The sequence below is a fragment of the Microbacterium sp. LB12 genome (assembly GCF_037150835.1).
Taxonomy (GTDB): Bacteria; Actinomycetota; Actinomycetes; order Actinomycetales; family Microbacteriaceae; genus Microbacterium.
Window position 1 is genome coordinate 1 of sequence record NZ_JBBCPF010000019.1, and the last position, 15,639, is coordinate 15,639.

The following is a 15,639-nucleotide window of genomic DNA, read 5'->3' on the forward strand; positions in this document are numbered from 1 at the left end:
GTGAGGACCAGAGCGACCGCGTCGCGCTTGAACTCCTCTGAAAACTTCACCGGCATGACTTCATCCTTCCTGCCCCGATCACTCAGATCAAAGCAGTCCCAGAGTCAACTGAAGCTTCAGCATTCCCCTACTACCGCGTGAAACGGAAGCCCCTGACCCAGTCCGAGCTACGCCGACAGTGGCTGACCGGGCTGATCCGGGAAGTGCATATCACCTCGCGCGGTACCTACGGATACAGGCGTGTCCACGCCGAGCTGACCATGGCAATGGGCGTCACCGTCAGCGACAAGACCGTCTTCACGCTCATGCACCAAGCCGGGATCTACGGGCTCCCCGGGCCGGCACGCGCCAAACGTCTGCGCGGCGTTGTCACGTCGGATGACCTCGTGAACCGGAAGTTCTCCCGGCCCCGCCCGAACGAGCTCTGGGTCACGGACATCACGCAACACCGCACGCGGGAAGGCTGGGTCTACTGCGCCGCCGTCTTGGACGCCTACAGTCGCCGCATCGTCGGCTGGTCGATCGACTCGAAGCAGGACACCACGCTCGTCATCAACGCACTCGACATGGCGATCCGGAACCGTCGTCCGGAGCCAGGTGGGATCGTCCATGCGGACCACGGGACGCAATTCACCTCCTGGCTGTTCGGGGAGAAGATCCGTTCTGCCGGGCTCCTGCCCTCGTTCGGGTCCGTCGGTGACGGGCTGGACAACGCGATGATGGAAAGCTTCTGGTCATCGATGCAGATCGAACTGTTGAACCGGAAGAAGTGGAAGACCCGAGTCGAGCTCGCGAACGCGATCTTCGAGTACATCGAGATCTTCCACAACCGCCAGCGCCGACATTCCGCCCTTGGCTACCGCACCCCGATCGAATACGAGACACTCGAAACCAACAACGTCCCCGCCGCGAGTTAGCGACTCCGACTGGCACCGAAATCGTGGGGCAGGTCAAGTTGTCACCGATTCGTTCCTCACGCCCTTTCAACGTCACGGAGACCCCCGAAGCGGCGAGCTCTGTGACGAGCAGGTAGAGCCTTCCCCGGCAGACTCACCTATGACAAGTAGGCAGCCACAAGGCGGACGACCTCGTTCTCCTACTCGCAGAGTCGGATCCTTTTGCATGCATCGCGCAGTTCGATCGACTCGGAGCGTGTCGTTCCGATCACGGCAGCGGTTTCGACCTTGTCGCGCGCGAGCCACTTCTGCCGCATCATCGGGTGAACACCGAAGTTGTTGTAGTAGTACCCAGTCGCAAAAGCCTGAGGCGATTCGCGATGCCCTAAAGAACATCACACTTTAGACCAGCAGGCTGTCGATTTGAACACGCAACTCTTGTCGGCTAGGCAGGCCAAGTTTTCGAAGAATCCTGTGCATGTGACTCTCCACGGTTCGCACGCTTACGACTAGCCGTGCTGCAATCTCTTGATTGGTGAAACCTCTAGCAGCCAGCTTCGCTACTTCTTTCTCTCGATCAGTGAGAAGCACCGCACTCGTGTTGAACCGGGCGGAATCAAATAGTGCCTCTCCGTACTTTGAACGCAAATCGGATTCGAAGCGCCGAGCAGCATCCAACAGTTCAGAGTCATTGCTATCTACGGCCATTGCGGAGACTCTCTTAAAAGCTGCGATGGATAACCCGACTCTACCGACCGACTCCAGTTTCACTGCCGCATTCATAACACCCTTCGGATCATTCGAAAACTCAGCACGAAGGAGATCTAAATGAGCGCTTGCGACTACAGCTTCCGGAACCATGGCAAGACACTCCTTCAGGTACTCAAGCCGCTGCGCGGTGGGATCAATCTCTGCGGCAGCGAGGAGTCCCACAATTCCCGCAAAACGGGCCCCTCTGTTCCACAGAGCTAGGGAAGAGTCCCAAAGGCGCGACGAAGCTTGCCTGGAGTTGCCATTGAAAGTGAGTAGCTGAACGTCAGACCATGCATTCCCTTGCCCTGGAAGAGGCCCATCAACCGCCTTCAGACGAGCTACTTCTTCAGCAATTCGCTCGCTAGTAGCGATGTGGCCTCTTCTTGCGGCCAGAAGGGCCGACATCGCGAGGAGAGTTAGTTGTACTCCAGCGGGTATTGGCGCTGGGTCTCCGGCAGCAAAGACTGTATCGAGGAGGTCATCCATTGAGGAGTAGTCGCCAGAGTGGATACAGCAGACAGCGATTCCTGAACCAAAAGCTCTCAAACTGTCGATGTCGAGATCGCCCTGCGCCTCATCGAAACCTCTCGACAGGATTTCCATAGCTTCGGCGTAGCGCCCTTGGCCCAGGAGCGAGAATGATCTTAGAACTTGTGCCATCTGGGACGCTGGGGGCATCCCGTAGCCCACAATCTGGTCATAGATGCGCTGCGAGTCGACGAAGCGGGCATCCGAAACAAGAATCAAGAGCTGGGTCTCTAAGAGAGCTGATTTTACCGTCAATGGTAGATCGTCCGTGACCTCAAGACGCTCTTCGAAGCCTCTAGGGGTACCGGTCTTGTTGACCAGAATCTCGACTTCCGCCGCATCAAGGAGTCGTGAGTAGACGTCCAGGTCGAGGCTGCGGGCCTCACGGATCACATCGGCCGACTTTTCGAGCTGATTCTCCCCATAGGCTAACCAACGAGCCTGAAGACAGAAAAAACTCGCAACCTCTGAAGGCTCGGCATGATTGATGGCCGTATTGGCAAATACTCTGTTTATCGTCGCCGCAATCTCAGGTGTGTATGTTTGCATGAGAGCCTGAACATACCTGACCGCAACCGCAGGAGTCGGAGACGCCTCCCACTCGCCCCCAGCGAGTATTCTTCGAGTTCGCGCTCGTTCATGCAGAAGGCGCACGAACATCGCTTCGCGCTCTGGGGGAAGTACCTTGCGCAGCCCGGAGTTCGATATATTGACCGCGAACGACTCGGCAGTACCAATTCGTTCGAGGATGAGTTCAGTTAGGCGAACCCTGCGAGCGGAGTACGGTTCATGTCTAAAAAACTCAACGAGGAGAGGTGGAACCACTGTTACTAGCTCGTGTGGAGCACCGGGCATAAATGTAATTAGGGAACGCTCCTCCAGAATTTCTAGGGTGCTCCAATCCACCAGTTTGCGGACCGTATCTACGCCCGCCACTCCTACAATCGCAATGATTTCCAACGCGTCTCTAGCCTCGGGGCTGAGGTCCTCTAGATATCCCTCGAGTACTGTCCGGAGGCCTGTGCTCCAGAGATCTCTTGCGGCAACCCACTGTTGCCGATCTATACGGTATGCGAGAGACCCCTCGCGCCTAGTTGCATCCGCCAAGCTCAACGCCAATCCAACGTTTCCACCAGACTTGGCGAATATTCTGCTCGCTGTGCTCGCCTCAACGGGACCCTCAAGATAGCTGATCAGCACCTGCTCCATTTCGTCGAAGCGCAATGGAGTCATCTCAATCAAGTAGGAACGATCAAGGGTCGACGCTTGCATGCCTGTTGGTGTGTGCCTGGCGCGAAGTCCATGTAGCCGGGATAGAACGATCGGCACGCCCGACCCCCGACGCACTGACTCGATCAATCCCCATGATGCCTCGTCGAGGTCGTGCCAGTCATCCACGAAGAGAACCGAGGAGTCAAACACCACGGCAGAACGAAGCGCCTCGGCTGTTTCGTTGAGACTTGTCCCCGGTCTTGCTGCCGCGCCAATGCCAGAAAGATGCAACGCAGCAAGCGGGTATTGGCGCAGGGATGCAACGCCGCGTATGGATGTCACCGACCAGTCAAGCTCTTCCATACGTTTCTTCAGGGCTAGGAGAAACGTTGTTCTCCCACTCCCCCGTCCGCCGACTACGTCCACGCTGATACCAGCCTGTAGTAGCTCAACTGCACGCCCAAGGCTGTGCTCTCTGCCGGTTACCATCGGGGCCCGCCTCCTCATACTCCTGGCTCCAGCCTAAGAGGCGGGGGCCAATTGTGGTTCCCCGGTGAAGAAACGGTTCGGGAGACAAGATTCCCGGAAGCGGGTCGCGACGAGGCAGTCGAGCAGGGCAGCTTGACCGCATCAGGTCTGGGAGTCGGTCGAGGCGAGGCAGGAACACTCACGAATTCGGGGCTCCTCTTCTATCTCTTCGCTGTCCATGCGGACTCGCGCCTATAGAGCCGCGCATCGCTGGTCACCGAACAAGCCAGTGTTGTCCAGATCTGTCGATCACGACAGCGTTGATCATAGAATCTTGGCGTCACCGCGCACGAAGGGCATCTGCATGTTGCGTAAGGATTGGGCTGCGTTTGTGTGTTTGAACCAAGGATTGAGTGAGCGGAAGAACATCAGTAGGTAGCCCTAGCACCGACCTTCCATGGGGCGTGAGGAACGAACTGGTGACAGTTTTGGTCTGGGCCGTGAGTGTACGCGGCTCGCTTGGCTTAGCTTCGAACTCGATCGGCGTTGCCCCGCCGAGGGTGTCCTGCGCGCGTTGGCGGTGATACTTCGGCTCGATCCAGACGACGGTCGAGAGCCGCAGCTCCTGCCGCGTCGCCCACCGCTGCTGGTTGAGCACGCGCTTATGCAAGAGCAACCAGAAAGACTCCATAGCCGCGCTATCTCCGGCGGTGCCGACGCGCCACCCCATCGATCCGACCATGTCGCGGCGGGGAAGCTCGCGGGCCATGGGGCGGCTGCGAAATTGGCTGCACCTATCGGCATACAGACTGTACCCTGAGACCTCATCGCGGCAGGTGGCGGCGTTGCGGACGGCGTCGACGGCGAGTTTCGCCGCCATCCGAGCCGAGATCGAGTAGCCGACGATCCGGTTCGAGAACACGTCCTTGATGGCGCAGCACTAGAGATTGTCTTCGCTCGTCCAATCCTGCGCGATATCCGTGAGCCAGAGCCGGTCTGGAGCGACGGCACGGAACACCCGCTGGACGTGATCGTCGAACGCGGGCGGGCCGACCCTTTTGCCCTTCCCGCGCCGGCGCGCTGCGCGGACGAGAGGATCCCGGCCTGCGAGCACAGCTTCCACGCCGTCCGGCGGCTCATCCACCACCCCGCTCGCCGTCCCTCGTCGGCGAAGTATCGGTACCCGAACTTCGGATCGTCGTAGTGCGCGTCATGCAGCGCGTTGACCCGAAACGCACGGAGCACGTCAGCGGCGCGGACAGGGTCGTTGCGCCAACGGAAGCAGGGCTGTCTCCCAAGTTCGAGGACCCGGAACGACACCGTCACGAGAATCCTCGAGTCGGCGAGCTCAGACACGAGCGGGTACGTCATTTTGGGGAACCACCGAGCCGCACGTTCGCCTGCGACAGATACGCCGCCGCACCGCGCAGGACCTCGTTCTCCTGCTCGAGTAACAGGATCCGCTTATTCAGCTCCCGAGCCTCCGCGGCATCCGCGGCCGTCTGACCAGGACCAGCACCCTCCTCGATGTCGGCTTCGCGGAGCCAGTTTCTGCAACGCTAATTCGCTGACACCGAAGTCGATGGCGCATTGCTTGATGTTGACGCTGCTCTCGCGGCGCCTCACGACCGCGACGACGTGTTCCCGGAACTCTCGGCAACAGGGACCGGGCATGGTGACATCTTCCCCGCCAGCGTCTTCCGGAACCAACGATCAGTTGTCACCGATCCGTTACTCACGCCCGAGTGCTGATGAGGGAGACGGGACTACACGCAGAGGCATCAGGTATGAGACACTTACCTAAGCGCTTCAGTGAACGGCGGTGGGGCTCGCCGTACCAAACCTCGGATTTCCGACAACAGTCCCTATCTGAACGGCGCGAGCGCGCCTTGACGGTAGGAGACCCCATGGGTGCACTCGCATCATCAACGGACACCGGTCCACTCATCCTCGCCGTGGTCTTTCAGATCGCCGATCTCGTCGTCGGTACTGGCCTCCGCGAGTTGGTGGCTTTTTCGCGGGATCTGATCCCTGCCGCTCGACACTGTGGCTGGCAGAGCTGGTTGTGGTGGGCGTCTTCGCCACCGTTCTCGGGTAGCTGTTCGCGCTCGCTGCGGACGTCACCGTCGTCGGCCCACCCTTCGGTGCCGCTCTCACCGCCTACGCCGCGTTGTCAGCCGCGCACGCCTATCTCACATCGCGCAGGCTCGCACTCACGAAAAGTTGGCTGGGGGCGGGGCTCCACGCCATCGCCTGCGTTCTCGTCGGCATGCTCGGCTTCGCTGCCGCCGTCTTCGTCACCGGTACCGGATCTCACTGACAGGAGCACTCCATGCAACAGCAGACACCATCCGCATACGTCATCGTCGGGGTCGTCCCCGGGCACCCCCCGGCCGTCGTCACCGCTGCCGCCGTCTTCGCCGAGCGCTTCGACGCCGAACTGGTGTGCGCGAGCGTCGACCCCACCCACTACACGGTGGTCCGCGAACCGGACGGTGCCATCGTCGCGATGCCACTTGACCCGGACCTCGCCGACGACATCGTGGAAGCATTCGATCCCGGGCTGCACAACACCATCGCTGCGGCGCTCGAAGGGCATCCGATCCGCTGGTCCGTGCGCGCCCTTGCCGGCGGTCCCGCTCAGGAACTGGCGCAGCTGGCGGGTGAACTGGACGCAGCGATGATTGTCGTCGGCACGCGGGAAGCCGGGATCCGTGGCTCACTGCACGAGTTCTTCAACGGGTCCGTCGCCGTCCAACTCGCGCACCGCCAGCACCGTCCCGTCGTGGTGGTGCCACTGAACCCGGTGGGCGCGGAAGGGCAGCTGCCCTGGACGGACGAGGGCTGAGAACGTGGGAGGAACACTGATCCTCGTCCGACACGGAGAGAGCCAGGCGAACGCCGTTGGGCTCTTCACCGGGCTCCTCGACGTGCCTCTGACTGCAACCGGCAACGCGGAGGCTCGCGAGGCTGCCGCGCTGATTACCGCCGCGCAGCTCCGACCGTCGGTATGGTTCTGCTCCCCGCTTCGGCGCGCCACTCAAACGTCGGAGATCATGCGCACCCTGCTGCAGCCCGGTCCTAGCTATGTGGAAGTCGACTGGCGACTCGCGGAACGTAACTATGGCGCCCTCACCGGCAAACGCAAAGCGGACGTGCTGGCGGAGTACGGGGAGGAGAAGTTCCTGGCCTGGCGTCGCTCCGTCCACATGGCACCGCCGCCGATGACAAAAGCGCAGTTTGCGGAACTTGGTGACGCGCCCGAGTGGCTCGGACTCACGGAGTCCCTGGCTGCGGTGATCACCCGCGTCGGCATCCTCTGGCGCGAACGTATCGAACCCGCCGTGCAGCACGGAGGGGACGTGCTCGTTGTTGCTCACGGCAACTCGCTGCGCGCTCTGTGCACCGTCCTGGATCGCCTCGACGAGGAGGAGATCCAGGAGCTGAACATCCCGACCGGACACCCGCTGGTGTACCGGATCGGAGACGACGGCCGCCCGCTGGAACGCGGCGGCGTCTATCTGGACCCGGAAGCGGCGACTCTCGCCGCCGCCACCATCGCCCATCAAGGAGGGACCTGACATGTCCGACACCACCACACCCGCCCCCGTCCAGTTCACTGAGGTGACGGGGCGGGCGATCCTCGACTCCCGCGGATACCCGACGGTCGAAGTCCGCGCAGTACTCGAGGATGGCACTCGCCTCATCGCCGCAGCCCCTGCCGGTGCGTCCACGGGTGAGCACGAGGCGGTCGAGCTGCGGGATCACGGCCGCGCGTACTCGGGCCGCGGAGTGCACAGCGCAGTCGGCGCCGTCAACGGAGAGATCTCCGCACTGCTCAGCGGTCGTGAGTGGACCGACCTTGCCACCCTCGATGAGGCGCTCGGGGAGCTCGACAGCACCACCGGGTACTCTCGTCTCGGCGCGAACGCTGTGGTCGCGGCCTCGATTGTCGCTGCCCGCGCTTTTGCGCACACCGCGGGCTTGGAGCTGCAGCAGTGGATCGCCTCGCAGACCCATTCCGCGCAGCGGCTCCCCGTCCCGCACTTCAACGTCCTCAACGGTGGCGCGCACGCCGCGAACGCCCTGGACTTCCAGGAGTTCATGGTCGCCCCCGTCGGCGCCGCGAGCGAGGAGCACGCCGTGCAGACCGGTGCGGAGGTCTATCACGCTCTCGCCGGGCTGGTCCGGGACCGGTTCGGCAGCGCGGGCCTCGGCGACGAGGGCGGCTTCGCCCCGCAACTCCAAGACCCACGGATGGCGCTCGACCTCCTCGTCGAAGCCATCACGACCGCGGGGTACACGCCCGGCGTCGACCAGGTCGCCATTGCCCTGGACCCCGCCGCCAACAGCTTCTACCTCGGCGACGGACGATACCGGGTGAACGGGCTCGAGATCGGTCGGGACGACCTCGTCGGCTACTACCTCGACCTCATCGGCACCTACCCGATCCGATCCCTCGAAGACGGCTTCTCCGAGGACGATCCCGACGGGTGGACCGCGATGGCCGATGCCGCTCACGGGCGAGTGCAGCTCGTCGGCGACGACCTCTACGTCACCGATCCCGTCCGCATCCGCGACGGCGCCGAGCACGGGTACTCGAACGCCGTCCTTATCAAGCCGAACCAGATCGGCACCGTCACTCAGACGTTCGACGCGATTACTATCGCTCGAGAGCTCGGCATGGCCTGCATGGTGTCGCACCGCTCCGGGGAGACCGCGGACACGTTCATCGCCGATCTTGTCGTCGGAACCGGCGTTGGCCAGATCAAGTCCGGTGCGCCCGCCCGCGGGGAACGCGTCGCCAAATACAACCGACTCACCGAAATCGAAGCCGACCACCCCGACCTGCCCTACGGACTCGCATGACAGGCACCAACCCCATCACCCCGCTGCCCGTCGACCCGGACACCGACGTCGAACAGACCCCCGCCGGGGACCCGAGACCCGTGCACCTGCGACTGTCGGCGCTTGCCGTCGTGTTCGCCGGAGGCACCGTCGGCGTCGCCGCCCGCGAAGCCCTCACGCTCGTCTTCCCCGCAGGCGGAGGCATCCCGTGGGCGATCTTCGCCATCAACCTGAGCGGCGCGTTCCTGCTGGGCGTCCTCCTCGACGCGCTCGCCCGCCGTGGTCCCGACCACGGGCGCCGTCGCACGCTCCGGCTCCTCCTCGGCACCGGATTCATCGGCGGATACACCACATACAGTGCCCTCGCCACCGACACCGCTCTGCTCATCGACGGCGGCTCTGCAGGAGCCGGCATCGGATACGGGCTCGGCACAGTAATGCTCGGTGGGGTCGCGACCTGGGCGGGCATCGCCCTCGCCGCCCTCGCCGACCGCCCCCGGACGGCGGCAGCCTCATGACCCCGCTGCTCTTCCTCGGCATCGCCCTCGCCGGCGGCCTCGGCTCCGCCTGCCGCCTGTTCCTGGACGGGCTGATCCGCTCACGCACCCGCGGCACCATGCCATGGGGCACCATCACCATCAACCTCACCGGATCGTTTCTCCTCGGCCTCATCACGGGATTCACCACGAAACAACTGCTTCCCGAGACCATGCACCTCATCATCGGAGCCGGGTTCCTCGGCGGGTACACCACCTTCTCCACCGCCAGTTTCGAGACCATCCGTCTTCTCCAGGAGCGCAAGTGGATCGCCGGCGGCCTGAACGGTCTCGGAGTCCTGGTCGCCACGACACTCCTCGCCGCACTCGGACTCTGGATCGGAAACCTTCCGTGACGTGCGTGCGGAACCAGAACGTCCATCGGGCGCACCCGGCGAGTACCGGCGCCGGCCGATGGTCGAACGAGGAGGGAGGTCACCGAGAGCCGGCCTCCCTCCTTGCCCTCATAACCGACAGGAGTCCCCATGTCTGACACGCCGACCCGCATCATCCTGATCCGTCACGGACGCACCGCACTGAACGCGGAAGGCCGCCTCCGCGGTCTCGCCGATCCCGAACTTGATGACACCGGCCTCGCAGAAGCACAGGCCACCGCTGCCGCACTCGCACCTGCTGGCCTGTCGCTGGTGCTGTCCAGCCCCCTGCGACGGGCGACACGCACCGCGGAGATCATCGCCCAGGCTGTCGGCGCCCCGCACCGTGTGGACCCGGCATTCAACGACCGCGACTACGGACCGTGGACCGGGCATGTGAAGGCGGACGTGGTGAGCGAATGGGGCAGCGTCGACGCAGCTCCCGGCGTAGAAGAGGAAAACGTCGTCCTCGGCCGTGCCCTCCAAGCGCTGAAGGCCCTGACCTACCGCGACGACGGCCCCGTCGGAGTCGTCACCCACGATGCCGTGATCCGTCCGATCCTCGAGAGTATCCAGCCGGGAATCCGCGTCGACGTCGAGACCGGGTCCTGGGCCGAGCTCGTTCATCACGGAGGACAGTGGACGATTCTCTCCGCCGACAACACCGCGGACCAGTCGCAGAATGAATCGGCCTGACTTTTCTTTCCTGTCGGGAGCATTGCCCGGCAGTGGACGGGTGGCCTGATTCGTGGTCAGCGTAGTACGCGTCCTCAACCTCGACGGGGTGCGCATCTCGAGCTCTCCGTGGAGGCGGGAGTTGTTCCGCCGCCACACCCACTCGATGGTCGCGAGTTCGACCTTCTCGCCCGTCTGCCAGGGTCCGCGTCGGTGGATCGGCTCGGTCTTCTAGAGGTTGTTCACGGCCTCGGCCATCTCGTTGCCAAACGAATCACCGACCGTCCCGGTCGTGGGGTCAGCGCCGATCTCGATGATCCGTTCGTTTTAGACCATCGAGGTGTAATTCGACCCGTGATCAGCGTGATGGATCAGCCCACCGAGGCGTCCACCGACGTTCGAGGCGGCCATGTCGTGCGACAGCATCGGCAGGATCTCCGATCCGTAGCGTCTATGCGACGTTCCACCCGAAGATGCTGCGCGAGTAGACTACGGTGACGAACGTGACATAGGCGAACCTTGACCAGGTCTCGACGTGGGTGAAATCGCAGACCCAGGGCCGCCGGGACCTCGGTACTGTGAAGCGACGGTTTTCGAGGTCACTCGGGGAGACGGTCGGCTTGTCGGAGCGAGACCTGGACAGCTTTTTCGATTTCAGTGCCCTTCGAACGCCGGCAAGCGCATTGGGCGTTCGGTCTGGTCGCGTCCGATCTGCCAGCCATGTCGGCGCATCAGGGCGTGCATCCTCCGGTGCCCGCAGACGCCGTAGTTCTCCACGTGCAGCAGGAAGCCCCCGGGAGCAAGTAGATCATCGCGCAACCGCCGCGCGGGGCAGCGCCCTGCTCATCGCGTCGGGATAGCCGTGTGAGGTCATGAATCCTCTCATTTCTAGTCGGTGAACCTGGTAGATGAGATCGCGCCGAAGCGGTCCCGGTTTTGGGCGTCGCACCCGCGTTAACCTCCCAACAGTGCTGCCACAAGCGGAGCGTCTCCGCAAGTACCTGCAACGCCCGCTCAGGCATCTCCGACGAGTACTTCCTTTTTCATTGAGTTCCATCAGTGCTTAAATAACGGAACGAAAGTCAGGCCGATTCAAGGAATGTTGTCGCAGAGGTTACCGACAGTCGCGACCGACGGGTCCGTGTCTTCATCGACGAGGCGTAGATTTCAGCAGTCGTCGCAGCACGTCAATCACGAATTGTCTTCTAAGGCAGGCTCTCGACAGGGTGGGGTGTGTCGATCCGGCGGTTTCCGAGTGGCCTACGTTGAGTTCCCCGGCGAGGCCACTGTGAGCAAAGGGTCGCGAGCTCATCGCCATCGACCGTCTTCCACGGCCCGGATCGGGCGGGTCCGCGGACGAGTTCGGTCTTGCAGGAGACGTTCACCGTATCGTCCAGGGCGTTGTCACACGAATCACCAACCGTTCCGATTGACGGAGTCGCGCCGATTGCTGCGAGGCGTTCACGGTAGCGAATCGACGTGAATCGATGCCCCGCGTCGCTGTGACATCGCAGATCCTGGTGATGTTTACCTCGGGACCAGCGGGCCATCCCGATCGCGTCGAGGACCATCTCGGTGCGCATGTGTGGCGCGACCCGCCATCCGACGATCACCCGGGAGAACGCGTCGATGATGAAGCACACGTAAGCGATGCCGGCCCGGGTCGGTCCGAACGTCAGGCCGGTGACCCCGATCCGATTCGGGGCGGTCGCGGTGAACTCCCGCTTGACCAGATCCGGGTGCCGCGCCGACGCCGGTTCCGCTCTCGTCGTCTTCACGCGGTTCGAACGCCTTGCGCCTTCAATGTCCGGCTGCGCGCATCGGCCTGGCGGCCTGGTCGTGAGCGATCGTGGTCCTCGCCCGCGGGGCGGGCTTGCAGAGCTTGCGGACCCCGTAGACGCGGTAGTTGGTCTCCCACAGCTCGATCAGCTGCGAGATCAGTACCTCGCCCCCTCAGCGTCCGCGCTGACGGTGCGCGCGTCTTGGCGGCGTAGTAGCTGCTCGGAGCCACCTGCAGCAATTTGCAGATGAGTTCGACTCCGAGCCGGCGACCGTCGATCAGGTGATCCTTGTTCACATCGATGAATGCGGCTACCTCCGGTAGTGGCTGTCCAGCTCCGACCCTAAGAAAGAGGCAGCCCGCTTGAGGATCTCGTTGGCCGGCGCAAATTCCGGACTTCCTGCTCCAACTCAGGCACCCGCTGGGCCTCCGTCGAGCTCACGCCCGGCGCGACGCCGTCGTCGATTTCGGCCTGCTTCACCCGCATCCGCGCAGACTCGACTCCGTATCCGAGTTGCGTCGCGACCCGCTGGACCGTCCCCTGCGTGAGGCCGAGCTCGGCTCGCCGCGTCCTCACCATCCGCACCGTGGCGGCCTTCTCCTCGTCCGAGTAGCGACGCGTCGTCCGTCGGCTTCCCATTCGCCAGTTCCTCCGGCTTAGCCCTATCCTCGCTTCCAAGCCCAAGATCCTCCAACAAGGTCAGGGCGCTTCACGGCGCCCAGACGTAGCTTGTATGGGCCACAGAGAATGCGCCTGTTTTCAGCGCTCGCGTGGGGATGGCCTCGGTACTCTGCCCGGAGAAGTGCCGCTTGGGTTGAGTCAAACTTCCTCTCTGTGCAGCTCGTCTACCCGGGATCTCAGCGACTCGCCGCCCCAAGCCATCGGAAAGGTGTGGCACGCCGACTAGCGAGCGCGCACGCAAGCGTAGCCTTAACGGCCAAATGAGCGCCGAGCGCCGAGGAATGAAGGCGCGGGAGGCGCGCGATACCACGGGACAGCTGGTGACCATCTCGCCGCATCATCTACATCTATGGACACGCAAGCGGATTAGCAAGCGGCTAGGGCCGCCGCAGGCGCTGGACGACGCCCGCAATAACGTAGTAGGTGCCGATGGCGAGGAGGACTCCGCCGGCAGCCGTGATCATGAGCCCGAGTACGCCCTGAGAGCGAAGCGTTGAGATAACGCCGATCCAAGGTATGGCGTACCAGACCACACCTCGGATCTGCTCGGGGCGCACCGACGCGTCATCCGCCTTCGCGTTGTTGTCTCCCATCGTTGTGAAGGTGCGGCCACCGTTGGAACTCTCGGTCACTCCGATGATGCGGTGTGTGATTCCGGTGTCGTTACCCGATGACACCTGAAAGGTGATGACATCGCCGACGCGAAGCTCCTCTGGCTCGACAGGACGGAGGACGATGAGCGTTCCCGGCGGATAGGCCGGAGCCATCGATGGGGTGAGGATCGTGTAGGTCGGGGAACTCGTGAAGAAAGGTACGACGACCGCGAGGGCAGCCACGGCGAGGACGAGGAAGAGGAGCCGCGCTGTGGCGCCAGAAGCTACTTCGGCTGCGCGTAGGGAATGCTTCCGGTCGCGTGCTGGGGCGGGAGCTAAGTCAGGTACTCATCGAGCCATGTAGCGAGCCGCTTTACCTGCTTGTCCCCCGCGGGAAAGCAGACCCGCGTCAGCCAGGAGTGCTCGGAATTGGTATCGCACTCGACCGGGCGGATGCCCATCGACGCTCGCATGCGTGATCGACCCCTCTGCTCCGATAGCTAAAAAAGAGGCTCTCAGGAGGGCTTGAGGAGCCATCTCATCGTCGAGTCCGCGCGGCATCAACGGACCAGACCGTCCCAGATCCCGGACAAGCCTTCAGTGCTCAACCCGTTGCAAACACCAACATGCCGCTGGCAGCCGGAATGACGGAGCAACGCACACAGGCGTTCTCGAACAGTTGGTGCCACAGTTTGCACAGCTATGGTCACGTGTCGCTCCGATACACCGCCCGCGGACCCCCTCTTCAGAACGAAATCCACGGCGATTCAGTACGAGGACCAGCCGCTCCACATGATTTGCCGCCCTGCTCCTACCGCGGAAGATGCTTATCAAGAACAGATCCACACCCAATTTCATGCAACTGGTACGCACGTACTTCGTCTGGGATACTGACTTCTTCTGGAAGACGCAGCGATGAGCGGTTCATTTGGGACGATAACTGCGTCTGCCTGGCCTCCCTCGCAGATGAGCGGGTGCACCAGCTGGGGAGTTGGCGCACCCAATCGATCTCGCCTCCTTCAAATCGGCGGGTCGCGGTCCCCGCGCATTCTGGCGAACAGCGCGGGGACCGTTAACATACTGCGACCGCGGCCCTCTCCCCCCTTCTTCACTTCTACACGAGCGCTTGATTTTCTCTATCTTGTGACGATCATATTCTGATGTCTCTTGCTACTCCGTATCGTAATCTCCGGTCTTCCGCAATTGTAGCCACGGCATCTTCACACCAAATGGTTGCGCAGGAAGAGAAACTTGGCCATGGAAGGCGCGATGTCGTGCCGGATCTGTCTGATGCTGTGTGCCGAGAGGTTGCTGGCGGCTGCCAAGGAAGCGAAGCACTGGCGCCGGCAACTGAAAATCCCTTTGTGAACTCGACCGGATCTTCCGTTGGCGGTAGAGGATGAGCAGCTCCGTCGGCATTTCACCACCGCTTTCCAGGTCAGGCTGCCTGGATGGACTCGTGTTGCCGAGACCGCTCATCGCCGTCGACTTCATGGCGAGCTACCTGCATCAGGCGGGATCGCGGCGACTCCGTGCGCGCCAGCGCGCCGGTGCTGCGTCGTTTCGACTTCCGCACGCTGATGAGCGATCGATGACTTCGTTCAGCGGTTTGCGGCCGGTCAGCCTCCCCAACGAGCCTCGCCCGCTGCTGCTCGCTTGGTATCCGCTGAGCGCGTTTGCCGCCGCGGCCTCACCCCGTCATCACGTGCTCGCTGACGGCGGCAGTGTCGGATACCGGGATGCGGTTGGTCATCCGGCGGCAGGTGGGTCTACAGGAAACAATTCGAGTGTCGAATCCCCACATCTGCTGCTAGGGCAACGAAGGAGGTGCTGATCAGATTGGAAGACAAAAGATGTGCCCCTCTCTTTGCGCGGACGCATTGCTTTCACCGAGCCGTGCGGCCGACAGCCTATGACTGCGTGAAACTCGTCACGGTCCGCGACGGGTCCGCACTCGTGTTCAGCGAGTTTGGTGCGAGACACGCACGGTCCGGCGATGTGATACTAGTCAGCGCAAACGCGCAATACGGAGCGCAGCCCGAAGGGCATTTCAGGGTCACTGTAGTCGACATCGACTTGGACTTTGTTCTGGATCAATTCTTTTGGCAGAACTTTGACCTAGTCCAGGACCGTTCAGCCTCCCAGAGTGTCGCAGAGACGATCTACACTGAGCCCCGATCCACCATGTCGGGTGCGGTTCGTGGGCGTGCCGTGAAGTGAAATGTCCTTCTGGTCTGGGAAAATGTTGATTGTCTAGAGCAACGTTTACCAGTCCGGAAGGACACCTCGTAAGT

At 62.6% G+C, this 15,639-nt stretch carries 8 protein-coding genes and 3 pseudogenes; 7 read left to right on the forward strand and 4 right to left on the reverse strand.

The annotated features are described in order from the left end of the window. Window positions 1-137: 137 nt before the first annotated feature. Window positions 138-917 carry an IS3 family transposase gene (locus tag WFM69_RS18910; RefSeq protein ID WP_442928444.1) on the forward strand — a complete coding sequence of 260 codons (780 nt, stop codon included), beginning with the start codon at window positions 138-140 and terminating at the stop codon, window positions 915-917. A 381-nt stretch (window positions 918-1,298) separates the two neighbouring features. On the opposite strand, the gene WFM69_RS18915 is transcribed toward WFM69_RS18910, so the two are convergent. Both WFM69_RS18915 and WFM69_RS18920 read right to left on the reverse strand, forming a co-directional pair. Next, a complete protein-coding gene (locus tag WFM69_RS18915) occupies window positions 1,299-3,878 on the reverse strand; it encodes a helix-turn-helix transcriptional regulator (protein WP_337007345.1) in 2,580 nt (859 codons plus the stop codon). A gap of 508 nt (window positions 3,879-4,386) precedes the next feature. Further along, window positions 4,387-5,531, reverse strand: a pseudogene (locus WFM69_RS18920) (IS3 family transposase); the annotation flags it as partial. Between the two features lie 658 nt (window positions 5,532-6,189). Between WFM69_RS18920 and WFM69_RS18925 the strand changes: the two are divergent. The 6 genes from WFM69_RS18925 to WFM69_RS18950 all read left to right on the forward strand — a co-directional run bounded on the left by WFM69_RS18925 (window position 6,190) and on the right by WFM69_RS18950 (window position 10,311). Next, window positions 6,190-6,705, forward strand: coding sequence for a universal stress protein (locus tag WFM69_RS18925; protein ID WP_337007347.1), 516 nt, complete (start codon window positions 6,190-6,192; stop codon window positions 6,703-6,705). Between the two features lie 4 nt (window positions 6,706-6,709). Further along, complete coding sequence (locus tag WFM69_RS18930; RefSeq protein ID WP_337007349.1) at window positions 6,710-7,438, forward strand: 2,3-bisphosphoglycerate-dependent phosphoglycerate mutase; 729 nt, start codon at window positions 6,710-6,712, stop codon at window positions 7,436-7,438. Window position 7,439: 1 nt separating this feature from the next. Further along, complete coding sequence (gene eno, locus WFM69_RS18935) at window positions 7,440-8,726, forward strand: phosphopyruvate hydratase (RefSeq protein ID WP_337007350.1); 1,287 nt, start codon at window positions 7,440-7,442, stop codon at window positions 8,724-8,726. Further along, the gene (locus WFM69_RS18940; RefSeq protein ID WP_337007351.1) at window positions 8,723-9,223 is read left to right on the forward strand and encodes a fluoride efflux transporter FluC; all 501 of its coding nucleotides are present in this window, start codon (window positions 8,723-8,725) and stop codon (window positions 9,221-9,223) included. Before eno ends, WFM69_RS18940 begins: the two co-directional genes overlap by 4 nt. Beyond that, window positions 9,220-9,597: a fluoride efflux transporter CrcB gene (crcB, locus tag WFM69_RS18945; protein ID WP_337007352.1), complete on the forward strand. Its 378-nt coding sequence runs from the start codon at window positions 9,220-9,222 to the stop codon at window positions 9,595-9,597. The genes WFM69_RS18940 and crcB overlap by 4 nt, the downstream gene beginning before the upstream one ends. A gap of 129 nt (window positions 9,598-9,726) precedes the next feature. Continuing rightward, window positions 9,727-10,311: a histidine phosphatase family protein gene (locus tag WFM69_RS18950; RefSeq protein ID WP_337007353.1), complete on the forward strand. Its 585-nt coding sequence runs from the start codon at window positions 9,727-9,729 to the stop codon at window positions 10,309-10,311. Window positions 10,312-11,585: 1,274 nt separating this feature from the next. On the opposite strand, the pseudogene WFM69_RS18955 reads toward WFM69_RS18950, so the two are convergent. Together WFM69_RS18955 and WFM69_RS18960 are read right to left on the reverse strand one after the other, a co-directional pair. Next, a pseudogene (locus tag WFM69_RS18955) lies at window positions 11,586-12,717 on the reverse strand (IS3 family transposase); the annotation flags it as partial. Window positions 12,718-13,129: 412 nt separating this feature from the next. After that, window positions 13,130-13,591: pseudogene (locus WFM69_RS18960) on the reverse strand (signal peptidase I); the annotation flags it as partial. Between the last annotated feature and the right edge of the window lie 2,048 nt (window positions 13,592-15,639).